The 22211-nt window shown below is 65.8% G+C and carries 22 protein-coding genes; 14 read left to right on the top strand and 8 right to left on the bottom strand.

What is annotated here, in order from left to right:
- Positions 1 to 45: 45 nt before the first annotated feature.
- Both SLQ30_RS03745 and rlmN read left to right on the top strand, forming a co-directional pair.
- Positions 46 to 894: a LysR family transcriptional regulator gene (locus tag SLQ30_RS03745; protein ID WP_319445477.1), complete on the top strand. Its 849-nt coding sequence runs from the start codon at positions 46 to 48 to the stop codon at positions 892 to 894.
- Between the two features lie 35 nt (positions 895 to 929).
- The gene (gene rlmN, locus SLQ30_RS03740; protein WP_319445602.1) at positions 930 to 1982 is read left to right on the top strand and encodes a 23S rRNA (adenine(2503)-C(2))-methyltransferase RlmN; all 1053 of its coding nucleotides are present in this window, start codon (positions 930 to 932) and stop codon (positions 1980 to 1982) included.
- Here the strand turns inward: rlmN and SLQ30_RS03735 are convergent.
- Genes SLQ30_RS03735 through SLQ30_RS03725 form a run of 3 tightly spaced genes read right to left on the bottom strand, consistent with a single transcriptional unit; the run spans position 1979 to position 4532 of the window.
- A complete protein-coding gene (locus SLQ30_RS03735) occupies positions 1979 to 2425 on the bottom strand; it encodes a nuclear transport factor 2 family protein (protein WP_319445476.1) in 447 nt (148 codons plus the stop codon). The two genes, rlmN and SLQ30_RS03735, sit on opposite strands and share 4 nt — an antisense overlap.
- Complete coding sequence (locus SLQ30_RS03730) at positions 2422 to 3906, bottom strand: aldehyde dehydrogenase family protein (protein WP_319445475.1); 1485 nt, start codon at positions 3904 to 3906, stop codon at positions 2422 to 2424. Before SLQ30_RS03730 ends, SLQ30_RS03735 begins: the two co-directional genes overlap by 4 nt.
- A gap of 59 nt (positions 3907 to 3965) precedes the next feature.
- Positions 3966 to 4532, bottom strand: coding sequence for a TetR/AcrR family transcriptional regulator (locus SLQ30_RS03725; RefSeq protein WP_319445474.1), 567 nt, complete (start codon positions 4530 to 4532; stop codon positions 3966 to 3968).
- 232 nt (positions 4533 to 4764) lie between these two features.
- On the opposite strand from SLQ30_RS03725, the gene SLQ30_RS03720 reads away from it, so the two are divergent.
- Together SLQ30_RS03720 and SLQ30_RS03715 are read left to right on the top strand one after the other, a co-directional pair.
- Entirely contained in the window at positions 4765 to 5946 is a 1182-nt protein-coding gene (locus SLQ30_RS03720; protein ID WP_319445601.1) for a CoA transferase, read from the top strand.
- Between the two features lie 47 nt (positions 5947 to 5993).
- A complete protein-coding gene (locus SLQ30_RS03715; RefSeq protein ID WP_319445473.1) occupies positions 5994 to 7085 on the top strand; it encodes a phosphotransferase family protein in 1092 nt (363 codons plus the stop codon).
- Between the two features lie 3 nt (positions 7086 to 7088).
- Here the strand turns inward: SLQ30_RS03715 and SLQ30_RS03710 are convergent, their stop codons facing one another.
- Both SLQ30_RS03710 and SLQ30_RS03705 read right to left on the bottom strand, forming a co-directional pair.
- On the bottom strand, positions 7089 to 9221 hold the full coding sequence (locus SLQ30_RS03710; RefSeq protein WP_319445472.1) for a beta-glucosidase family protein: 2133 nt from the start codon (positions 9219 to 9221) through the stop codon (positions 7089 to 7091).
- Positions 9222 to 9261: 40 nt separating this feature from the next.
- Entirely contained in the window at positions 9262 to 9849 is a 588-nt protein-coding gene (locus tag SLQ30_RS03705; protein WP_319445471.1) for a helix-turn-helix domain-containing protein, read from the bottom strand.
- 96 nt (positions 9850 to 9945) lie between these two features.
- Here SLQ30_RS03705 and SLQ30_RS03700 point away from each other — a divergent pair, with 96 nt between their 5' ends.
- Positions 9946 to 11202, top strand: coding sequence for a cytochrome P450 (locus SLQ30_RS03700; RefSeq protein ID WP_319445470.1), 1257 nt, complete (start codon positions 9946 to 9948; stop codon positions 11200 to 11202).
- Here SLQ30_RS03700 and SLQ30_RS03695 read toward each other — a convergent pair whose 3' ends face one another.
- On the bottom strand, positions 11203 to 12018 hold the full coding sequence (locus tag SLQ30_RS03695) for a thioesterase family protein (RefSeq protein ID WP_319445469.1): 816 nt from the start codon (positions 12016 to 12018) through the stop codon (positions 11203 to 11205). It lies immediately after the preceding gene.
- 58 nt (positions 12019 to 12076) lie between these two features.
- On the bottom strand, positions 12077 to 12919 hold the full coding sequence (locus SLQ30_RS03690) for an SMP-30/gluconolactonase/LRE family protein (protein WP_319445468.1): 843 nt from the start codon (positions 12917 to 12919) through the stop codon (positions 12077 to 12079).
- A gap of 127 nt (positions 12920 to 13046) precedes the next feature.
- Here SLQ30_RS03690 and SLQ30_RS03685 point away from each other — a divergent pair, with 127 nt between their 5' ends.
- The 7 genes from SLQ30_RS03685 (at position 13047) to SLQ30_RS03655 (ending at position 19930) form a co-directional block, all read left to right on the top strand.
- Entirely contained in the window at positions 13047 to 13751 is a 705-nt protein-coding gene (locus SLQ30_RS03685) for an NIPSNAP family protein (RefSeq protein ID WP_319445467.1), read from the top strand.
- Between the two features lie 62 nt (positions 13752 to 13813).
- The gene (locus SLQ30_RS03680; RefSeq protein ID WP_319445600.1) at positions 13814 to 14992 is read left to right on the top strand and encodes a cytochrome P450; all 1179 of its coding nucleotides are present in this window, start codon (positions 13814 to 13816) and stop codon (positions 14990 to 14992) included.
- A 1-nt stretch (position 14993) separates the two neighbouring features.
- Entirely contained in the window at positions 14994 to 15962 is a 969-nt protein-coding gene (locus SLQ30_RS03675) for a zinc-binding dehydrogenase (protein ID WP_319445466.1), read from the top strand.
- Positions 15959 to 16744 (top strand): HpcH/HpaI aldolase family protein, encoded by a 786-nt coding sequence (locus SLQ30_RS03670; protein ID WP_319445465.1) that lies wholly within the window; start codon positions 15959 to 15961, stop codon positions 16742 to 16744. The genes SLQ30_RS03675 and SLQ30_RS03670 overlap by 4 nt, the downstream gene beginning before the upstream one ends.
- Positions 16741 to 17481 (top strand): SDR family oxidoreductase, encoded by a 741-nt coding sequence (locus SLQ30_RS03665; protein ID WP_319445599.1) that lies wholly within the window; start codon positions 16741 to 16743, stop codon positions 17479 to 17481. Before SLQ30_RS03670 ends, SLQ30_RS03665 begins: the two co-directional genes overlap by 4 nt.
- 5 nt (positions 17482 to 17486) lie before the next feature.
- The gene (locus SLQ30_RS03660) at positions 17487 to 18995 is read left to right on the top strand and encodes an NAD(P)/FAD-dependent oxidoreductase (protein WP_319445464.1); all 1509 of its coding nucleotides are present in this window, start codon (positions 17487 to 17489) and stop codon (positions 18993 to 18995) included.
- A gap of 77 nt (positions 18996 to 19072) precedes the next feature.
- Complete coding sequence (locus tag SLQ30_RS03655; protein WP_413467924.1) at positions 19073 to 19930, top strand: alpha/beta hydrolase; 858 nt, start codon at positions 19073 to 19075, stop codon at positions 19928 to 19930.
- Positions 19931 to 19939: 9 nt separating this feature from the next.
- Here SLQ30_RS03655 and SLQ30_RS03650 read toward each other — a convergent pair whose 3' ends face one another.
- Entirely contained in the window at positions 19940 to 20419 is a 480-nt protein-coding gene (locus tag SLQ30_RS03650) for an SRPBCC family protein (protein ID WP_319445462.1), read from the bottom strand.
- 110 nt (positions 20420 to 20529) lie between these two features.
- On the opposite strand from SLQ30_RS03650, the gene SLQ30_RS03645 reads away from it, so the two are divergent.
- Together SLQ30_RS03645 and SLQ30_RS03640 are read left to right on the top strand one after the other, a co-directional pair.
- Complete coding sequence (locus SLQ30_RS03645; RefSeq protein ID WP_319445461.1) at positions 20530 to 21666, top strand: phosphotransferase family protein; 1137 nt, start codon at positions 20530 to 20532, stop codon at positions 21664 to 21666.
- An 11-nt stretch (positions 21667 to 21677) separates the two neighbouring features.
- Positions 21678 to 22172, top strand: a complete 495-nt coding sequence (locus SLQ30_RS03640) for a nuclear transport factor 2 family protein (RefSeq protein WP_319445460.1) — start codon at positions 21678 to 21680, stop codon at positions 22170 to 22172.
- Positions 22173 to 22211 lie beyond the last annotated feature (39 nt).

Genomic DNA, 22211 nt, shown 5'->3' with positions numbered 1-22211 from the left:
GAGCGACATTTTGATCGTCATTGCTGATCGGAGTATGTTGACGCCATGGGTCAGGTCCTGGACATCGCGCCACTGCGCAGCGTCGTGGCCGTGGCCGACTGTGGCGGATTTCACCGCGCGGCCGCCGTCCTTCACATGACGCAGTCGGCCGTCAGCCAACACGTGCGGCGCGTCGAGGCAGTGGTCGGAGGGCCGGTCGTAGAGCGTTCGGGCCGCGGTGTCGCATTCACCGAGTTGGGTCACCGAGTGCTCGGCCATGCGCGCACGATTCTCGCCGCGCACGACACGGCGCTTGCCGAGCTCGGGTCGGTCGAGGAACGCGTGCTGCTGATCGGCGCCACCGAACACGGTGCAGACGTCATGCTCCCCGGTTTGATCGCCGCGCTTTCAGAGCGGCTGCCAGAGTGGCGGGTGCGGTTCCGACTGGACCGCAACGTCATGCTCGCCGACGCTATCGAACAAGGGCTGGTCGACCTCGCGGTGATGCTCGACGGTTCCGGTCTGGATCCGACTAATGCCTCGGGAATGGTTGCGCTGAAATGGGTTTCGGCACGTAGTGGCTCAACGCAGGCGAACGAACCGCTGCCGGTGGTGATGTACTCCGAACCGTGCACCTTGCGTGAGCCGACCTTCGCAGCACTCGACCGCATCGGGGTGCCCTACCGCATCGCAGCCGAGAGCGCCGACCTCTCGGGGTTGTTCGCCGCCGTGCGCTCCGGGTTGGGAGTGGCGTTGCTGCCCATGATCGGCCGGCTTCCCGATGGACTGTGTCTCGCCGAGGGCCTGCCGCCGACCAACCGCGCATCTGTATTCGTGCGCGGACGCGCAGGGGTCGATCCCGACGTACTGGATGCCGTCGAACGGGCAGTACGCGACATACTGGACGAATCGTGAAGCAAGAATTGGTCTTCAACGCGCCGAAGCGGGGTATGCCGCCGCGGCACTTCGCCGACCTCTCCGACGACGGCCGCACCTCCGCGGTCGCGGAGTTGGGACTGCCCGCATTCCGGGCCAAGCAGTTGGCCAATCAATACTTCGGGCGGCTGATCGCCGACCCGCAACTCATGACGGACCTGCCAGCTGCGGTTCGAGGTCAAGTGGCCGAGGCACTGTTCCCGCCGCTGCTGTCGGTGGTGAAGTCCATCGAATGCGACGCGGGGGAGACCAGAAAGACGTTGTGGCGTGCCGGCGATGGCACCACGTTCGAGTCGGTGCTGATGCGCTATCCGCAGCGCAATACGGTGTGCATCTCGTCGCAGGCCGGGTGCGGAATGGCGTGTCCGTTCTGTGCGACCGGCCAGGGAGGGCTGACCCGAAACCTTTCCACGGGAGAGATTCTCGAGCAGGTCCGGGCCGCTGCGGCTGCCATGCGCGACGAGCACGACGGCAGGTTGTCCAACATCGTCTTCATGGGCATGGGCGAGCCACTGGCCAACTACAACCGGGTGCTCACCGCGGTCCAACGCATCATCGCTCCGGCACCTGACGGCTTCGGCATCTCCGCGCGATCGGTCACGGTGTCGACGGTCGGGTTGGCGCCCGCCATTCGCAAGCTGGCCGACGAACACCTCGGTGTGACGCTCGCGCTGTCACTGCACGCGCCGGACGACGAGCTCCGCGACACGCTGGTACCGGTCAACAACCGGTGGAAGGTGTCCGAAGCACTCGACGCCGCAAGGTATTACGCCGACGTCACCGGCCGGCGAGTGTCCATCGAGTACGCCTTGATCCGCGACGTCAACGACCAGCCGTGGCGGGCCGACCTACTCGGCAAGAAGCTTCACGGCGCGCTGGGACCGCTCGTGCACGTCAACCTGATTCCGCTCAACCCGACGCCGGGCAGCGAATGGGACGCCAGCCCCAAACCGGTCGAGCGGGAGTTCGTCAGGCGGGTCAAGGAGCGCGGGGTGTCCTGTACGGTCCGCGACACGCGCGGCCGCGAAATCGCCGCTGCCTGCGGTCAATTGGCAGCCGAGGGCTAGCCGCCCGGGCCATTGACGGCCCACACGGCCTCCTCGCGAAGGTGGCGGCTGCGCCATCCGTCGTCCGTGCGTACCAGCTCATGGAAGTAGTAGCCGCCGAAGTGGCTCAGCTCCGACAAGCCTGGCAGCTGCGTCGGGTTGTAGAACATCGCCCGCACCTTGGCCGTGTCGCTCGGCAGATGTCCCCGGTCGCTTCGCTCCTGCCCTCCGGAACCCACGTCCGCCTCGATGTTGGTGATGTAGTGCATCGACATCGGAATGGCCGTGAAGGCCTTCGCGAGGAAGTCGGTGATCTCATCGCGCGCACCCGCGGGGATGCCGTTCGACGAATAGTCGATGACGGCATCGGCAGTGAATACCGACCGATAGAGCTCCCAGTCCTTGGTGTCGACGGCGCGGGCGTAGCGGTGCAGCAGTGCCGATATCTCGTCGAGGTCGGTCATTCAGGCAGGCCGATGGTCTTCGCCTCGAGGTATTCGCGGTAGCCCTCGTCGCCATTGCGCCTGCCGAGGCCGCTTTGCTTGGTCCCGCCGAAGGGGCTGGTGATGCCGAAGTGGGACTTGCCGTTGATGGTGACGTTGCCGGTGCGCATCCGCTTGGCGACGGCCATGGCCCGATCGACGTCGCCGCTGGAGACCTCACCGGACAGCCCGTAGATGGAGTTGTTGGCGATCGCGACGGCTTCGTCGTCGCTCTCGTAGGGGGTGACCGTCAGCACCGGGCCGAAGATCTCCTCCTGGGAGATCTGGGAGTTCGGATCGACGTCGGCGATCAGCGTGGGTTGCACGTAGTAGCCGACGGGTAGGTGCTCGGGGATGCCGCCGCCGGTGACCAGCCGCCCACCGGACTCGATGCCGCTCTTGATCAGCCCGAGCACCTTCTTGCGCTGCTGCGCGCTGATCTGCGGACCCTGCATGTTGCCCGGGTCCCATGGATCCCCGTATGGGAAGTTCTCCATGCTGGTCTTGAGCACCTCGATACCTTCGTCGTAGCGGCTGCGCGGCAACAAGATTCGGCTGGGAAGGATGCACGACTGCCCCGACATCACGCACGCCATCATCGCCGCCAGCGGCAGTGCGGAGTTGAAGTCGGCATCGTCGAGCACGATGTGGGCAGACTTGCCGCCCAACTCGAGCAGTGTCTTCTTCACCGTCGCCGCGCCCGCGGCCAGGATGGCCCGCCCGGTGGCCGTGGATCCGGTGAACGTGATCATGTCGACCCGCGGATCTGCGCTCAACGCGGCGCCGACCTCGTTGGCGTTGGACACCACCACGTTGAATACGCCCGCCGGGATATCGGTTTCCTCGGCGACGATGCGGCCGTACTCGCTGCCCGACCACGGCGTGAGCTGAGCGGGCTTGAGTACCACGGTGTTTCCCGCCATCAACGCGGGCACGGTCTCAGCGATGTTGAGGTAGAACGGCACGTTCCACGGGGTGATCGCTCCGACCACGCCGATGGGTTCGTAGTGGATCTTGCGGCGTGCCGGACCCATCGGGGTGTCGTGCATCCCGGTGTCGGTCAGGTATTCGAAGTTGCGGCCGTGCTCGGCCCAGTGGGTGACTTCGGAGATGGGCGATTCGATCTGGGATCCCGACACCGTGACCGGACAGCCGACCTCGGTGATCAGCACCCGCCGCAGGTGCTCCTTGTTGCGGTCCAGCGCCTCGGCCAACTGGGTCAGACAGTGGTGGCGGAACTCCAGGTCGCGCGACCAGTCGGTTTCGTCGAACGCGCGCCGTGCCGCGCCGACGGCGCGCTCCATGTCGGCGACGGTGCCGTCGGTTGCCTGACCTGCCACCTGTTCGCTGGCCGGGTGGATCACGTCGAACTTCGCACCACTGCCCGTGTATTGGAGTTCGCCGTCGATCAGCATCCGCTCGTCGCCGGCCAACACCCCTGAATCGCTCTGCACGCTCGTCATCTAGCTAGCCTTACAAACCATCGGCGAAGTGTCACGCCTTTGGCGGATCTCGCCAGGCTTCAGCTGCTCGCGTCCGGCGGCTTGATGCCCGCTGCGTGACGAAGCTGCGCGAGAAATTGGTCGCCGTCGTCGCTGCGCACGATGTAGTGCGCCACGGCCACCCGGATGGCCGTAGCCGCCTTGACCGCACTGTTGGGACCGGACATCAGCCTCACCAGGCGGGCCCGCATGGTCGGGATGATCTGCGCCAACTGTGCGATGACCACCTCGGGTTCGATGTCGACCAGTCGGACGCCGGAGTAAGACTGCTGGTACTTGACGATGAACCGCAGTGCGGCGTCGAGCTTCTCGTTGCCGCGGAGCCCGGCTGTCGCTCTGCTGATCCCCGAGTCGAACATGTCGCGCTCATAGCGCCCGAACGCCGCAAGGAGTTCGTCCTTCGAGGCGAACCACCGGTAGAGCGTCGGACGGGACACCCCGGCCTGCAGCGCGACCTCGGAGAGGCTGAGCTTGGTCTGGCCGCTGCTGCCGAGCACCTCGGCGGTGGCGGCCAGGATGCGGGTCCGGGTCGACGTGTCGTCATGCGGATCGTCGCCGTCCGGCACGGCGGTTGCTGGTTCGTTCACGTCAAGACCCTCGTCACGTTCTGCGGTACAGCTGGCTGTGCACCTGATGGTAAAGCGCAAAACCGATGGTCCCGGTAGCCGCGCGGCACGATGAACATCACAATGACCTTCCCGACGGGACGGAGCTCACCCAACTCGTTGGTTAGTTTACGAAGTGACGGACAACTGTAAGGTGCTTCCGCGGAACCCGATGCAACTGCCGAGATTCGCGGGCGTGACGAGAAGAGGCGACGTGGCCGGACCCATGGAAGACGTCAAGGTCGTCGAACTCGGCGTGTGGGTGGCGGGACCGGCCGCGGGCGGCATCCTCGCCGATTGGGGCGCCGACGTCGTGAAGATCGAGCCACCGACCGGCGACCCCGCACGGACGTTCGGCCGCATGCTGGGAATCCCCCAGGACGGTCATGTCGCGAACCCGCCGTTCGAGATGGACAACCGGTCCAAACGCAGCGTCGTCCTCGACCTCGCCACCGACGAGGGCCGCGCCACTGCACACGCACTGCTCGCCGACGCCGACGTGTTCCTGACCAACGTGCGGCCCGCCGCATTGCAGCGCCTTGGCCTGGACTACGAAGCCGTGGCAGGCGCAAACCCGCGCCTGGTGTACGGATTGATCACCGGCTACGGGATGACCGGGCCCGAAGCGGACCGCGCGGCCTACGACGTTGCCGCCTTCTGGGCCCGCGCCGGCCTGGCGCACCTGTTGACCCGCCCCGGGGACACGCCTCCATTCCAGCGTGGCGGCATGGGGGATCATTCGGTCGGCATGACCTTGGCCGCGGCGGTGTGCGCGGCGCTGGTCGCGCGGGCGCGCACCGGAACCGGTCAGTTGGTCACCACGTCGCTCTACCGTCAGGGCACCTACACCGTCAGCTTCGATCTGAACACGTACCTGCTGACCGGCAATTCCATCGCGATCGGGCAGCGCGAGACCATGGGCAACCCGTGCATGAACAACTATGCGGCGGGCGACGGGCGAAGGTTCTGGATCGTCGGGCTAGAGGGTGAGCGGCACTGGCCCGCACTGTGTCGTGCGGTCGGTCGGGACGATTGGCTGACCGACCCCCGCTTTGCCACCGCCCGCGATCGCTTCGTCAACGGTGAACAGCTGATCGGCGAGTTGGACGGGCTCTTCGCGACGAAGCCGCTCGCCGAATGGGCCGCCGCCTTCGACAGCGAACCGGACTTCTTCTGGTCACCGATCAACTCGCTCGAGGACATCCTGGGTGACGAGCAGTTCCACGCCGGGGGAGGGCTCGTCGACGTGCCCGACGGGGATTCGAGCCTTCCGATGGTCGCCACGCCTGCCGACTTTCACGGCACGCCGTGGGAACCCCGTTGGACGGCACCGGAACTCGGTGAACACACCGATGAGGTGCTCGCCGAGCTCGCCGCCCGGAGATCGTCGCCTTAGATCGGACATTCTTTACAGTTTGTCCGAACGGTGTCACGCTAGCCCTCATGAGTCGAACCGACGTGGCCGAACGACTTGCCGACTGGCTGCGCACGCAGTTGCCCGACGCCGATGAGGTTCGCATCGAAGGACTCGACCGTGTCGAGTTCGGCCATTCGGCGGAGATGATGGTGCTGACCGTCGTGACGCAACGGGCCGCGACCGAAGCGCGGCAAGACGTGGTGCTGCGGCTGCGTCCGCCACCGCCAGCGCTGCTCGAACCGTACGACCTGAAGCGTCAGTTCGACGTGCTGCGGGCGCTCGAACACACGGCGGTGCGCGTGCCTCGCGCACTGTGGCTGGAGGACTCCGGCGAGGTATTGGGTCGAGAGTTCCTCGTCATGGAACGCGTCGCAGGCGACGTGTACGAGATGGAGACTCCCGATCGGCCTGCGGCCGGTATTCGACGGATGTGCGCGAGCATGGCCGAGCAACTCGGGGCCATCCACTCCGTCGAGCTAGCCGCGGTCGACCTGAGTTTCCTGGGGGACGGCCGCGACCACCTCGACCGCGAACTCGACCACTGGGCCGACGAGATGCACCGCGTGCAACGCGGGCCGCTTCCCGCGCTCGAGCGGCTGCTGCTTGCGTTGCGTGAGACCAAGCCGGAACCATCCGCGAAGCTCACCCTGGTGCACGGTGACGCCAAACCCGGCAACTTCGCGTTCGGCGGCGATGACGTCAGTGCGGTATTCGATTGGGAGATGACCACAATCGGTGATCCGCTCACCGACATCGGATGGATGGAGCTGCTCTGGATGCAGCCCGTCGGGCTTACCAGCCATCCATCGGCGTTGACCATCGACGAGTTCCTCGAAAGCTATGAGACTGTCAGCGGAATCACGCCCGTGAACCGACCGTGGTACCGGGCGCTCAACGCCTACAAGATGGCGGTCATCTGTCTCATCGGCGGAATGATGTTCGACAGTGGCGTTTCCGATGATCTGAAGTTGGTGGTCGCCGCGGGCGGCGTGCCGATCCTGCCGCTCCTCGGGCTCGCCGACCTTGGCATCCATGAGACGTTCGAGACCGGTCCGGTGGAAATCCGCAAGGAGCGGATTGCCGAAGTCCGTTCACGCGCAGCGCCTGTCGAGCACTGACGCTCACCAGAGCGGACGTCCGGGACCCGGTGCGCTGGGGCTGACCTGATCCACGACCAGCCGCCACGACCCTGGACGTCGTGACCATCGTCGTGTGGCGGGGTCCCGTTGCCGCACCGGACCGAGGTCGAGGTCGATGACGACGTCAGTCGCCGCGCCAGGGTCGAGTTCGACGCGATGGAATCCGATCAGTTGTGGCACTGGGCGTTCCGCGTCGGCGTCCCACGCGTAGACCTGTGCGACGGTGCTGCCCGCGCGGGCGCCGGTGTTGCGCACTCGAGCGACCGCCGTGCCGGTGTCCTCGTCGACTTCGTGTTCGGTGAGCGTGACGTCGAACGTCGTGTAGCCCAGTCCATGGCCGAACCGGAACGCCGTCGGTGCGCCGTCGTGGTCGAGCTTTCGCTGCCCCCACCACGCGTCATAGCTGATCTCCGTGGCTTCGGAGTCGAAGAACGGTAGGTCCGATTCGTTCGTCGGGATCGACAGCGGCAGTCGGCCACCCGGTTCGGTTCGGCCGAGCAGCACGTCGGCGACGGCCCGGCCGCCCTCCATGCCCGGGTACCAGGCCATCAGTATTGCGGGCACCTGCACGCGCCACCGCTCCATGGTGATGGCACTGCCGCCGATGAGCACGACCACCGCTCGCGGATTACGTTGTGCGACTGCGGCGATGAGTTGCTCATCCTGCGCGGTCAGTGACAGCGAAACTCGGTCGCCGCCCTTGCCCATTCGGTTGCCGACGACCTTTCCCGCGAGCCAACCGACCAGTCGCGTGTTGAACGGAAAGCCCAGCATCTTCATGGCACCCGGATCGGTGTTCATGATGCGCTCGCCCTCGTCTTCGGCGCCAAGGCCCACCACGATGACGGCGGCGTCTGCGTCAGTCGCCGCTTCTGCAGCGGCGGCGACATCGGTGCCGGGCGCGTAGTCGATCCGCAGGCCGGGAAGCGCCTCGCGGACACCGTCGAGCACGCTGCTGACCGACGGTGGCCGGACCAGCGAGGACCCCCGATCGCCCAGGTTCGCTTCTGCCGCAAGGTGTCCGACGATTGCCACCCGATGCAACGAAGTCGGGTCCAGCGGCAGCAGTGGCACGTCACCGACCGAATCGTTCTTCAGCAGCACCATTCCGCGGGCTGCGGCCCGCCGCGCGAGCGCCCGGTGCGCGGGCGACGCCACGGCGGCACTCGACGGTTCCTCGCGCACTCTGGTGGCGGCGTGCCGAAGTTGGGTGGCCAAGATGCGGCGCCCCGACCGCAGCACCAGCTCGCGTGCGACGCGGCCGTCCTTGAGTGCGGCCGGAAGCGTCCTGGCCCGGCGATTGCGCAGCGGCATCTCCACGTCCATGCCCGCCGCCAACGAGACGACGGGGTCGTGTACGCCGAAAACCCAATCGCTGGTGACGAATCCGCGAAAGCCCCACTCGTCGCGAAGAATGTCGGAAAGCAGGACCTGGTGCTCGTCGGCCCAGTGCCCGTTGATGGAGTTGTACGAACTCATGACGGACTCGGCGCCGGCATCCACGACCTGTTTGAAATGCGGAAGGTAGACCTCGTGCAGGGCGTGCTCGTCGACGGTGACGTTGATCCGAAAGCGGGCGTTCTCAATCGAGTTCAGCGCAAAGTGCTTCACACACGCCATGACGTGCTCCCGAAGTCCCCGCGTCAGGGCCGCCCCCATCCGACCGATCAAGACCGGGTCTTCGCCGTAGCACTCCTGGGCACGTCCCCAGGCCGGGTGGCGCAGCAGGTTGACGCAGACGGCGGCGGAGTAGTTGGCGCCCTGGGCCCTACCCTCCACACCCATTGCGCGGCCGACTTCTTCTTCGAGCTCGAAATCCCAGGTGGCCGCCCTGGCCACCGCCACGGGGAACGACGTGGAATGGCCCACGACCACCCCGCGGGGACCGTCGCTGAAGCGGATACCTGGGATGCCGAGTCGGGGCACCGCACCCGCGGAGATCGGACCCGTCGCCATCATGCTTGGCAGCTTCGCGAGCTGGAACCGCGAGACATCCCCATCGAGCAGGCCGAGGAGTTCGCCTTCGGTGAGTTGGGCAAGCAATTGCTCGGCCAGCTCGTCCGGTGTCGCACCCCCGGATCGGATCAGCCGAACACCGTCATCGAACGGTCGCATGCCGTCGAGGTTAGCGGGCTCTTTGTCCGCGGCGGCCCGATCAGTCTCGTGCGTCGTCGGCGGCGGTCGCCGATGGGCGGTGTGCCACCCCGGCGGCGTGGCGCAGTTGCGCGAGGAAGTCATCGGCGTCGTCGCTTCGCACCAGATAGTGCGAAATGGCCACGCGAACAACCGTTGCCGCAGTCTCGGCTCCGTTGGATCCCGGCATGAGCCGCTCGAGTCGCGCACGCATGACGGGAATGATCCCCGACAGCTTCTTGATGACCTCCGCCGGTTCGATGTCGGCCATGCGGAGGCCCGGATAGGCCTGCTGGCCCGTGGCAATGACGCGCAGTACCGCGTCGAGCCGGTCGCGTGGGGCAAGGTCGGCGATGGCGTCGGTTATCGCGCGCTCCCACAACACCCGCTCCCACACCACGTAGGCGTCGAGCAGATCCGTCTTCGAACCGAACCAGCGGTACAGCGTGGGACGTGACACCCCGGCCTGGAGCGCGACCTTCGACAGGCTGAGTTTGGTCATGCCGTTGCGGCCCATGACCTCGGCCGTTGCGGCCAGTATTCGCTCGCGGGTGGAGGCATCGGCCGCGACCCCGGCGGGCGGCGGCGCGCCAGCCAACGGTTGCGTCATCACCATAGCTTTACAAAGTTTTGCTCAAGTGTCACGCTGAACCGGTCATTTAGTAGCGGTCTGCGCAGTCGATCGACTCGAGAAAGAAGAAGCCCAGTGACGGTTGCCAGCGTGTCGGCCGAACGTGAGCACAGCCCCTTCGACATCACCTCGCACGGTTTCTGGAGCCAGCCGTTCGCCGAGCGTGACAAGACATTCGCGCGGCTACGGGCGCATGACGGGCTTACGTGGCATCGACCGCTTCCCTCGTTGTTCGACATAGCCGAACCGGGCTTCTGGGCACTGACTCGACGTGCTGACATCACCTACGTCAGCACGCACCCGGAGCTGTTCACCTCTGCGCAGGGGGTGGCACTGGATCCGATGCCCGCCGACGTGCAGCGGTTCGCGTCGTTCTTCCTGACGATGGATCCGCCTCAGCACACGGTGTACCGAAAGTTGATCAGCTCGGCGTTCACCCCGCGAAACGTCCGGCGGATCGACGAGCAGATCCATGCCACCGCGGTGAAGGTCGTCGACGACCTCGTCGGTGCGGGTGAGGTCGATTTCGTCTCGGCGTGTTCCGCACGCCTTCCGATGTTGACGATCATGGATATGCTCGGGGTTCCGCCGTCGGATCAGCCTGGTGTAACGGCCGCGGCGGAAAAGCTTTTCGGCATGAGTGACGACGAGTACAGCACGCTGGAAGAGCGCGCCCAGGACACCATCAACGAGATCATGCTGCTGGCCAGCACCGGCGCCGAACTCGCCAAGTTCCGCAGGGCCAATCCGGGCGACGACCTGATGACGAGCATCGTGAACGCCGAAGTCGACGGTCAGCGGCTGACCGACGAGGAGATCGGCGCGTTCCTGATCCTGCTGTCGTCGGCCGGTAACGACACCACCAAGCAGGCCACCACGCACGCGATGATGGCCCTGGTCGCGAATCCTGAACAGCGGGCCTGGCTGATGGAGGACTTCGAGGACCGGATCGGGCTGGCCGTCGAGGAGTTCGTGCGATGGTCGTCGCCGGTGCTGCAGTTCGCGCGGTTCGTCACCGAGGACGTGGAGCTGGCCGGACAGCAGCTCAGGGCGGGCGAGAAGGTCGGGCTCTTCTACTGCTCGGCCAACCGGGACGAGAGTGTGTTCTCCTCGCCGCACGCGTTCGACCTCTCGCGTTCGCCCAACCCGCATCTCGGATTCGGTGGTGGCGGTCCGCATTTCTGCCTTGGCAATCAACTGACCAAGAGTGAGTTGCGAAACTTGTTCCGCGAGTTGCTGACTCGGTTGAAGCGTGTCGAGTTCGGCGAACCCGAGCTACTTCACAGCAACTTCGTGCACGGAGTCAAGCGGCTCCCGGCGGTCGTCGAGTAGTTAGCGTCGCGGCATGGGGCGCACCAGCACCGACTGCTGAGTGCCGCCCACCGGACCGCTCTGGTCGAACAGCGTGCCGAACGTCGTGCCGATGCCGTCCGGACCGTAACTGGTCTCGGCGCGAATGCCGATCCAATCCCCGTCGGGCACGCGATGGACGTGTACGACGAGGTCGGTGTTCATGAACGTCCACTTCCGGATATCCAACTTGGTCCCGATGCCGTTGGCGTCGTCAGCCACCGTGAACAGCCGCTGCAGGGGCGTCAACTGCTCGCCCTTGACCAGATCGACAGTCGGTTTCAGCCACGACTCACCGGGGCCGTCCGCCATCGGCGTGGTCAGCCAGCGCCAGTCCAGGCTGTGGACGTAGTTACGGTCCCAATCCTTTTCGAGATTTCGGTTGACGGCCTCCGAGAGCGGGCGCAGCGGAGGAGCGGGCTGGTGCACCACCGCACTGGTATCCAGGGTGAGCATCCGCCAGCCACTTGCCCGCGCCACGGGTCGAGGCGCGCCGTCTTTCCCAATGGCGAGCAACTCGGCGCTGACCAATTCGATCTGTCGGCCGGGCCGGTCCACCTTGGCGCGCACCCAGAGCTCACCGTCGGCGGGGACTGCACCCAGCAGATCGATCATCACCCGGGAAAGCCGGGTGTCCTCCCGTGGCGCGCATTGTTCGAGCGCACGCACGAGTAGCGCTGACGGAGGGGCGCCGTGTTGGATCGCGGCGGTCCAGGTGCTGCGAACCAGATCGCTCGCCGTGAATTTTTCGCCGCGCTCGTCGTCGGCGTCGATCAGTTCGTAATAGGAGTCGGACAACTACGTCACCTTCATCGTCAGTGGGATGGGACAGGGCTGGTGCCCGGGATGTCGACGATCACGGTGTCGATGCGGGAGGGTTCGCAGGAGGGCCGGTGCCCGGGATGTCGACGATCACGGTGTCGATGCGGGAGAGTTGGGTGCCGATCAGGCGCTCGGGATAGGCGTCAGTGCTGGACAGCAGGAACAGCATCCTGCCCTCGGGGCCGCCGAGTGCGCATGCGATCGCGGTGCGGCCGTCCATGTCGATGCGGTCGGTGACCGCGCCGCCGTCGACGATCCGTTGGAACTGGTTGGCCAACGTCATCGACGCCCAGACGCCACCTTCGGAGTCGATGGCGAGCCCGTCCGGGGGTCCGTCGAGGCCCTCTGCGAACGGGCGCCGATCCGACAGCTCGCCGCTCGCCGTCAGCGTGAATGCGGTCAATCTGCGTCCGGTCGACTCCGCGACGACCAGGGTCGCCCCGTCGGGCGTGATGACCATGCCATTGGGGAAGTCCAAGTCGTCCGCGACGACGGACACGGTGTCGTCGGGGTCGATTCGCACGATGACGCCGCCCTCCCGCGCCTGCGATCCGACGTACGCGCGTCCGGCGTCGTCGACGATCATGTCGCCGAGGTTTGCCGGCACTAGGTCGCGCAGGTCGGCGACGGGAACGACGGTATCGCCGTCGTAGCGCAGCACCTGACGGTCTTCGGTGGAGGCGATCAGGAGCGTGCCGTCGGGGCGAAAGCCCAGGCCGGAGGGTGCGCGACCGGGTAACGCCAACGTGGTCATCGACCCCGCGAGGTCGACGGTGTGGACGGCCTCGCCCAGCATGTCGGAGAACCACAACAGCCCCTCGAACCAGCGCGGGCCCTCACCGAAGCAGAAGCCATTCGCCAAGGGTGTCGGGCTCATGGGAAGCCGGGGGATCGGGGCGGGGCGGTGGCTTTACAAAACACGCCATAAGTGTCACGCTCGCTGGGTGTCGGTGTCAACTAACTACCCGTCGAGCGGGTCGCTCTTGAGAGGGTGGTGAACGGTCATGCGCAAGCACTACGACCACACACTTCTGTATCTGCAGGAGACCATCTCGTTGGGTTCGGGACGAAGCGACCAATTCGTCGACGTGTTCAGCGACGTGTACCACCCGATGATGGAAGCGCTCGGCGCGCGACTGTTCGCGATCTGGGAGGCGACCCCCTACAACGGGCATTGGCCACAGGTGACGATCATCTGGGAAATCGATGCGTTCGCCGACTACGCGCGCATCGGACGCGCTCAGGCCAGGGGCGGCAGCCAAGAGGCGGCCGCAGCCAAGTGGTCGACTTTCATGTCCTCCCTTGGCGCCTCGGGCGAGGGCCGGATCATGTATCCGGGACCAAGCAACAAGCCGCTCGCCCAACTCAAGGAAACGGGATTCACTGCGGGGTTGGTGATTCAGGAGATCATGCAGACCAAGCCCGGCAAGCAGGGCGACTACATCCGCGAGCTCGAGCGCCTTTACGTGCCGTGGTCGGAAAGCACGGGAAAGCGCTGGCTCGGCTCGTACACCACGACGTTCCGGTTCAACGAGGTCATTCACTACTGGGCGCTCGACGGCGACTGGGACTGCTTCGAGAATCACTACCCATCGTGGAAGGGAAATCCGCCCGCCGAGATCGTGACCTGGATGAGCGTCGCCCCTGCGCTACGCGACGGCTGGGAGGACTCCATCCTTGCCGCGCTGAGCCCGTCCCCACTCCAGTGAATACACGTTCGGAAGTAGTTGCCGTGCAAGACTTCTCCTACGACCCCTTCGATCCGGCCGTCATGGCCGATCCGTTGCCGTACTACCGCGCCCTGCGTGACGACCATCCGGTGTACTACCTCCCGAAGTGGGACACCTACGCACTGTCGAGGTTCGAAGACATCTGGAACGTGTTGGAGCGCAACGACGGAACCTTCGTCGCGTCGGAGGGTACGCTGCCCGCGGCCTCGGTGCTGGCGCACCACAACGACGGGCCGGTCGCCGATCCGCCGCTGCACCCCATGCCGTTTCACGCGAACTTCGACTCACCCATCTACGAAGACGTGCGACGGACCCATTCGGGCCCTTTTCGGCCAAGGAACGTCGGCAAGCTGACCGAACGGATTCGCCAACTCGCCAACGAACGGTTGGACGTGTTGTTGCCGCGCGGCGAGTTCGACCTCACTCAGGATTACGGCGGGATCGTCGCAGCGTCCGTGGTGTGCGAATTGGTCGGCTTGCCGGTCGATTTGGCGGCTGATGTGTTGGCGACCGTGAACGCGGGCAGTCTGGCCAAGCCAGGTGACGGTGTGAACACCGCCAACGCGCGGCCCGGCTATCTGGACTACTTGATTCCGATCGTGGCGCGCCGCCGCGCCGAGGCTGCGGACGGCAGCAATCTGCCCATCGTCGACGGTCTGATCGGCTACCGGTTGCCGGACGGCTCCGAGTTCAGCGACGTCGAGGTTGCCACTCAGATGCTCGGCGTCTTCATCGGTGGCACCGAGACAGTGCCGAAGATCGTCGCGCACGGATTGTGGGAGCTCAGCCGGTGGCCCGACCAAATAGCCGCAGTGCGAGCCGATCTCGATGCGAACGTGTCCGTCGCGCGTGAGGAGATGATCCGCTTCTGCGCGCCCGCTCAATGGTTCGCCCGAACCCTGCGCACACCGTTCACGATCCACGACACCACCATCAATCCTGGGCAGCGGATCATCACGCTGCTCGGTTCGGCGGCCCGCGACGAGCGGGAGTACGCCGACCCGGAGGAGTTCATCTGGAATCGCCCGATCGAGCGGCTCCTGGCGTTCGGCCGCGGCCAGCATTTCTGCCTCGGCGTGCACCTGGCCCGCCTCGAGATCACGGTCATGGTCACCGAGTGGCTCAAGCGAGTGCCCGACTTCCGCATCGTCGCGGAGTCGGCGAACCGGCCGCCGTCGAGTTTCCAGTGGGGCTGGAATAACGTGCCGGTGGAGGTCTGACGTGTGGTGCTATCGGCTAGTGGCGCCATACACTTTCGAGCGCACGGACGTTCCCGAACGCTCCTCGGAATCGCTTGCCGACGGCCAAGTGCTGCTGCGCTTTCTGGCGGCCGGAGTCTGCGGCAGCGACCTGCCCGGTTTCCGCGGGACGCAGGGCAAGCTACCGGGCGACACCGGTGCCAGCGCCGCGGGCATGAATGGGTTCCCGGTCCACGAGATCGTCGGAGAGGTGTTGGCGAGCCGTCATCCCGACCATCGCCAAGGTGATCGCGTCGTCGGCTGGGCGTCGGGATTCGACGGCCTGATGGCCCGCGTGATCGCCGACGGGAATGGCCTTGCGCCATACGACCCTTCGCTGACACCGGGACTCGCCATCGGACTGCAGCCGCTCGCGTGCGTGCTCTACGCCATCGAGCAGCTGCCGGACCTCGCGGGCCGGCGCGTGGCCGTCATCGGCCAGGGCTCCATCGGACTGCTGTTCTCCTACGCGGCCAAGGCGGCCGGCGCCGCACACGTCACCGGCGTCGACCCCGTCGACCGGGACGCCATCGGACCGGCCTTCGGCGTCGACACCGTGGTGCGCGCGACCAGCGACCGCTGGATCCGTCACCTTTCGCCCGACGACAAACCAGACGTCGTCATCGAGGCCGTCGGCCATCAGGTGGCGACGCTCGGTCACGCCATCGAAGCGGCCGCCTTCGGCGGCACGATCTTCTACTTCGGGGTGACCGACGACGACACGTATCCGATCAGCATCCGGACGATGCTGCGGAACAACCTGACGCTGAAATCCGGTGTGACGCTGGAGCGGCGGCGGGTGCTGGAGAAGGCCGATGCGTTCGCACGCGAGCATCCCGACTTGCTGCCGATGTACCTCACGCACACGTTCGGGGTCGATGACGTGCAGTCGGCGTTCGAGGTGGCCTGCCGCCCGACGCCTGGGCGCGTCAAGATTGCGATAGTCGAATGAGTTCACGTTTCGAAGAAGCGCTCGCCGGTGGGTCCCCGATATTCGGGGGCTGGGTGGTCGGTCCGACGATGCTCGGGCCCGAGTCGTTCGCCCAAACTGGCTATGACTACGTCGGATTCGATGTCCAGCACGGCTATCTCGATGACGCTGACGTCGCGCTCTTGCTGAGCCGGCTCGAGCATGTGCCCGTCGCTACCGCGGTGCGGCTACCCTCCACATCGCCTGCGCCCATCGGGCGCGTACTCGACGCGGGCGCCGACGCGATCATCGTCGCGATGATCGAGACTGCCGAACAGGCCGCCGAGGCGGTCGCCGCGACCCGGTACGCGCCCCGTGGGGTGCGCAGCTTCGGGCCGCTGCGAGCCAGCCTCGGCGTCGATGTCACCGCGCTGGAATCCCGCGTGAGCATCTACGCGATGGTGGAGACGGCCACCGGACTGGCCGCGGTCGACGAGATCTGCGCAGTTCCAGGGCTATCGGGCATCTACGTCGGTCCAGCGGATCTGGCGATATCGATGGGATATGGACTTTCCGATGCGTGGACCCACCGGAACGTGCTCGACGCCATGGCGCAGATCGTGGCTGCGGCAACGGCAGCAGGTCTGGTCACTGGCGTGCACGCAGGCGACGGCGCGATCGGAAACTCTGCTGCCCGAATGGGATTTCGCGTGATCACGCTGGCCTCTGAGTCGCAGGCCCTGCGCAAGGGTGCGGCCACCCACTTGGCCGCAGCGAAGGCCCAGAGTGGCCAGCAGCCAACCGAAGACGGGGGATACCACTGAACGCCACGAAGTCGGACCGCGTCGCGCTAGTGACGGGCGCGGCCAGGGGGCAGGGTGCCGCAATCGTGGAGCGGCTGCTCGCCGAAGGATTCCGGGTCGCCGCATGCGACGTGCTGATCGACGAGTTGAACTCCACCACTGCGGCTTTCGGTACCGAGCACGTTCTTGCCGTCCCTCTGGACGTCAGCTCCGCCGAACAATGGGCGGCCGCGGTCACCACAGTTACCGGTCGGTTCGGCTCGTTGACCACGCTGGTGAACAACGCGGGCGTGTTGCACCGCGCCGCCATCGCCGACGAGACGTCCGCAGGTTTCGAAGGCAGCTGGCGGGTGAACTGCCTTGGTCCATTCCTCGGCATCCAGGCCGCGCTCGCGCACCTCCGAAACGCCGACGGTGCCTCAATCGTCAACACCTGCAGCACAGGAGCGCTCCGCCCGTTCCCGAACCACTCCGCATACGGTTCGTCCAAGTGGGCGCTGCGCGGGCTGACGCAGATCGCCGCGGCCGAGCTGGCACCATCCGGCATCAGGGTCAACGCGGTCTTCCCCGGCCCGGTCGAAACGCCGATGCTCGATCCCGACATCCAGAGCCGGCTCATCGCGACGGCCACCAGCGGTCGGCTCGGCAAGCCGATGGAGATCGCCGACGCCGTCGCGTTCCTGGTGTCCGAACACGCGTCGTTCGTCAACGGAGCAGAGCTTGTCGTCGACGGCGGACAATCACTTCGGATCGGATGACGCCGATGACCACGAGTCCCTCGGTGGGAATCATCGGCGCCGGGCCCGGTGGGTTGGCGTTGGGAATCTTCTTGAAGAAGGCGGGTTTCGGAGAGTTCACCATCTTCGACCGTGAGGATGGCGTCGGCGGGACGTGGCGGATCAACACCTATCCGGGGTTGGCGTGCGACGTGAAGTCCCACCTGTACTCGTTCTCGTTCGACAAGAACGCGAACTGGTCGCGGCTCTGGTCCGGGCAGGCCGAGATTCTGGCCTACTTCGAGCGCAGCGCGCAGCGTCATCGACTCGGCCCGCACCTGAAACTCAACACCGAGGTCGTCGCGGCGCAATGGGATGCGGAGTCGCGAACGTGGCGGTTGACGACGTCGACCGGCGCGGAGCACACCTTTGACTTCGTGGTGTCGGCCGTCGGGCTCTTCACTGCGCCGACGATGCCCACGCTGCTCGAGGAGGAGCCGTTCTCGGGCACGCTGGTGCACACGGCCCGCTGGGACCATGCGCTGGATCTGACGGACAAGAACGTGGCGGTGCTCGGCACGGGTTCGACTGCTGCGCAACTGGTTCCGGAGGTCGTCAAGGTTGCCAGAAAGGTCTACTCCATCCAACGTTCTCCGACCTGGATCTTCCCGAAGCCTGACCGCGAATACACCGAGCGCGAGAAATGGGTCTTCGCGCACGTTCCGTTCGCCAAGAAGTACCACCGAACCCGGATGTGGTTGCGCAGCGAGTCCAACATCTCGGTGATCGAGCACGGCAGTGACAAGACGGCCGAGTTTCGCGCCGTTGCGTCCACGATGCTCGAGCGTGCTGTTGCCGATCCGACGCTTCGCGAGCAACTCACTCCCGACACTCCGCTTGGTTGCAAGCGCTTGGTGTTCTCCTCGGACTTCCTACCGGCGCTGACCCAGCCCCACGTCGAAGTGGTGTCCAGCCCGGCGAAGGCGCTGCGCGCGGGGTCATTGATCACCGAGGACGGCCGCGAACTCGACGTGGACGTCGTGGTGTGTGCGACCGGATATGCGGCCGCAGACTATCTCGGTCAGATCGAGGTGACGGGGGAGCACGGCACCGCGCTCAAGGAGCGCTGGCGCGACGGCGCGTATGCCTATCTGGGCATGACCGTGCCGGGCTTCCCGAACTTCTTCATGTTGTACGGCCCGAACACGAACGTTGGTTCCAACAGCGTCATCTTCATGTTGGAGGCGCAGGCGCACTACGTGGTTCGTGCGCTCAAGTACGTACGCCGTCACGACAAGTCCTATGTCGCGGTGCGGGCGAAGACGATGTCGGACTTCATCGACAAGATCGACCGATGGATGGACGGGACGGTCTGGACCACCCGCTGCAACAGCTACTTCCGGGCCGCCAACGGCCGCGTCGTCACACAGTGGCCACGCAGTGCGCGTGACTTCTGGAGCATGACCAGACGGTTCAGGGCCGCCGACTACACGTTCGACCCACCAGTCGCCCAGCCGGACATCCAGGTCGAAGCTCATAGCGCGGCAGGCACGTGACGACCGCGGACACCGATATCACCGCCCGACTCGACGCGGCGCTTCGCCACCTGGTGTCGTTTCGGACCGACCTGTCCATGGATGGCCTTGCCGCCGTGCGGGACTCGCTGAACACAAGGCGCAGGGAGCAGGCCGAGGCGCTCGACAGTTCGGACGTCGACGTCGTGGACGACGTCGTGCCCGCCGACGGACGGTCCATCCCGATCCGCATCTACCGCGGCGGAGTGGCGCACGCCCCGGCCGTGATCTTCTGTCATTCGGGAGCGTTCGTACTCGGCAACCTCGACACCGATCACCGGCAATGCGTGGAGTTGGCGCGGCGTGCGCACTGCACGGTGGTGTCGGTCGACTACCGGCTTGCTCCCGAACATCCCCATCCCGCGGCATACGACGACGCACTTGCGGTACTGAACTGGGTTGTGGCCGAGGCCGACTCGCTGGACGTCGACACGACGAGGCTGGCCGTGGCCGGGAGCAGTGCCGGTGGCGCGCTGGCCGCGCTGCTCGCTCAGGCGGCGACCTCCGGGGCGGCGCCGCCGGTGGTGTTCCAGCTGCTGCATCAACCCGTGCTCGACGACGCGCCGACGCCGTCGAAGCAGGAGTTCACCACGACACCGGGTTTCGATGGGCCCGCGACGCAACAGATGTGGCAACACGTACTCGGCTTCCGCAGGCACGCCGTCGATGCGGTGCCCGCCCGCTGCGGCGAGCTGGCGGACCTGCCGAACGCGTTCATCAGCTGTTCGGAACTCGATCCGCTTCGCGATGAGGCGGTCGACTACGCGCTGAGGCTGCTGTGGTCGGGTGTTGCGACCGAGCTACACGTGATCCCCGGTACCTGTCATGGCTTCGACTCGTTGATGCCCGACTGGGAGCGCACTCAACAGCTGTTCGCGCTCCAGGGCGCGGCGCTGCGGCGGGCGCTTCAGCCGTAGCGGGGTCGGTCAACCCGCAGCAGCCGCCAATTCGCGCGCGATCGCGGCGTGGTACTTGTCGATGTTCGCGGGGTTGACGGTGCGGAAGAAGCCGTCCGGCATCGGGGAGTCTCGGTAGGCCTCGATGATCATCGTTCGTGCGAAGAGCGTGATGCCGTCGCCGGGCTGGGTGAAGTGGTACTTCACGGTGATCCGGCCGTCCATGCCGCCGTTGCCCTCGGCGTCGTGGCCAAGCCTGCCAACAGAATTGAACACCCACATCTTCGGCCGCATGGCGATGGCGAGGTGCCACGTGAAGATCTTCTGGCCGTCGGGGCCCGCTTCGGTCCAGGTGTCGCCGACCTTGAGCGGCAGCTCGTTGGTGACGCTTCCGACATGCGCACTTCCGGGATATGTCTTCGTCCAGTTCACCGGATTGGTGACGAAGTCGTATATGACCTCGGGCGACTGCGTGAACGTCGTCTCTGAGGTCGTGGTCACGATGCCCAACGTGGTGCCTTCCGTCGTCGTCGAGCCATAGTGTACACATTGGATTACAAAACCTATTAAAAGTGTAAAGTGCTTCAAGTCGCGTCCGCGGCGGCGAATGGAGACCGAACGTGAGTAATCGTGGCGTAACTGCGCTTCGCCTTGGCGCCCATCTGGGACACGGCGTACAGCGGCTCGCGACCGACTCGGTGCTAAGGGGACTTCGCGCGTTCCCGCGCCGGGTCGACGATCTGACGCCCGATGTGTTGTCCCGTGTGATGGGCCGCCACGTCGAGTCGGTGTCCATCCTGGAAGGCGAGGCGGGCACGTCGTCGCGGGCCCGGCTTGCGCTGACCGGTAAGGACGTACCCGAATCCGTCTTCGTGAAGCTGTCGGCCGCGACGGCGGCCACCCGGATGCTCGGTGAACTGGCTGAGCTGGGCGAAACCGAGGCCCGGTTCTACAAACAGCTGGCACCCGCGCTGGGCGACGGCATTCCGGCTTCGTTCGGAGCGGAGTTCGATCCGCTCACCGGGCGATACGTGATCGTGCTCGAGGACATGACGACGTCGCCGTGCGAGTTTCCCGACACGTTGCATCCGCTGAGCACCGACCAGATCGCGCTGCTCATGGAGGTATTCGCCCATCTGCACGGGACATTCTGGGGCAAGCTGGGCGAAAAGTCTGGCGGCGGAGGTGCTTTCGGTTGGTTGACCGCCCCATCGGAGGCCTCCACCAACCTGCTCACCCCGGCACTGATGAAGATGTCGGCGCGCAAACTCGCCGACCGTACGACCATCCCCATCGAGTCGGGCCGATTCTTGTGGGAGCACTATCAGGAGGCCACCGAGCTCGTCGACGCAGGCACCCACACCGTCCTTCACGGAGACTCCCATCCTGGCAACACGTACTTCCGGGACGGACGGGCCGGCCTGCTCGACTGGCAGGTGGTTCGGCGGGGTCACCCGGCCCGCGATCTCACCTACACCTTGGTGCTCGGCATGCCGACTGCCGATCGTCAGGCAGCGGAGCGCGACCTGCTCGACGTGTACCGCAAGGCCTTGGTGTCAGCCGGCGGACCCGAGTTCGATCGCGACGAGCTCTGGACTCGGTACCGTCAGGCCGTGACCTACGCCTTCGTGTCGCCGCTGACCACCGCGGGACTCGGCGGCATGCAGGCCGAGGCCATCTCGCTGGAGGGGCTGCAGCGCGCCGTTGCCGCGATCGAAGATCTGGAAACCGTTGCCGCCCTGAAGCAGTCGATGTAGGAGGAAAACCAATGGAACTCACTGACCTCGTAGAGCTCGAGTCGATCAAGCAACTGAAGGCCCGTTACTGCCGCCTGCTCGACGCCAAGGACTGGGAGGCCTGGCGCCAACTGTTCGCCGACGACTTCATCAGCGACACGTCGCAGGCCGGCGGCAAGGTGATCGGGGGTGCGGACGACTTCGTCGCGTTCACCAGGGGCAGCCTCAAGAAGGGCTCGCAGCCAACGGCGCATCAGGTCCACGCCCCTGAGCTCGAGCTCACTTCCCCGACCACCGCGAAGGGTATCTGGGCGCTCGAAGACGTGGTCCGGCTGGCGCCAGGGGTCAACCTGCGCGGCTACGGGCACTACCACGAGACCTACGAGAAGGTCGATGGCCAGTGGCTCATCAAGACCTCGACGTTGACCCGCCTGCGCGAGGACATCTTCAACACCTTCGTCTCGGTGTACATCTCGGACCGCATCAAGAAAGTGGTCGGAGCTGTTGGTCGACGACTGGTCAAATAGTCTCCACTTTACAAAAAGCATGAGTAGTGTCACGGTGTC

This window comes from Mycobacterium sp. RTGN4 (genome assembly GCF_033804635.1).
In the GTDB taxonomy this organism is placed as follows: domain Bacteria; phylum Actinomycetota; class Actinomycetes; order Mycobacteriales; family Mycobacteriaceae; genus Mycobacterium.
Note: the sequence above shows the minus strand (reverse complement) of the source record. Positions and strands in the feature narration are given on the sequence as shown.

Bases quoted from the DNA above. Each gene is read 5' to 3' on its own strand.
- SLQ30_RS03745 (WP_319445477.1), top strand. From the start codon at position 46: ATGGGTCAGGTCCTGGACATCGCGCCACTGCGCAGCGTCGTGGCCGTG.
- rlmN (WP_319445602.1), top strand. From the start codon at position 930: ATGCCGCCGCGGCACTTCGCCGACCTCTCCGACGACGGCCGCACCTCC.
- SLQ30_RS03735 (WP_319445476.1), bottom strand. From the start codon at position 2,425: ATGACCGACCTCGACGAGATATCGGCACTGCTGCACCGCTACGCCCGC.
- SLQ30_RS03730 (WP_319445475.1), bottom strand. From the start codon at position 3,906: ATGACGAGCGTGCAGAGCGATTCAGGGGTGTTGGCCGGCGACGAGCGG.
- SLQ30_RS03715 (WP_319445473.1), top strand. From the start codon at position 5,994: ATGAGTCGAACCGACGTGGCCGAACGACTTGCCGACTGGCTGCGCACG.
- SLQ30_RS03710 (WP_319445472.1), bottom strand. From the start codon at position 9,221: ATGCGACCGTTCGATGACGGTGTTCGGCTGATCCGATCCGGGGGTGCG.
- SLQ30_RS03705 (WP_319445471.1), bottom strand. From the start codon at position 9,849: ATGACGCAACCGTTGGCTGGCGCGCCGCCGCCCGCCGGGGTCGCGGCC.
- SLQ30_RS03690 (WP_319445468.1), bottom strand. From the start codon at position 12,919: ATGAGCCCGACACCCTTGGCGAATGGCTTCTGCTTCGGTGAGGGCCCG.
- SLQ30_RS03685 (WP_319445467.1), top strand. From the start codon at position 13,047: ATGCGCAAGCACTACGACCACACACTTCTGTATCTGCAGGAGACCATC.
- SLQ30_RS03680 (WP_319445600.1), top strand. From the start codon at position 13,814: ATGGCCGATCCGTTGCCGTACTACCGCGCCCTGCGTGACGACCATCCG.
- SLQ30_RS03670 (WP_319445465.1), top strand. From the start codon at position 15,959: ATGAGTTCACGTTTCGAAGAAGCGCTCGCCGGTGGGTCCCCGATATTC.
- SLQ30_RS03660 (WP_319445464.1), top strand. From the start codon at position 17,487: ATGACCACGAGTCCCTCGGTGGGAATCATCGGCGCCGGGCCCGGTGGG.
- SLQ30_RS03655 (WP_413467924.1), top strand. From the start codon at position 19,073: ATGGATGGCCTTGCCGCCGTGCGGGACTCGCTGAACACAAGGCGCAGG.
- SLQ30_RS03640 (WP_319445460.1), top strand. From the start codon at position 21,678: ATGGAACTCACTGACCTCGTAGAGCTCGAGTCGATCAAGCAACTGAAG.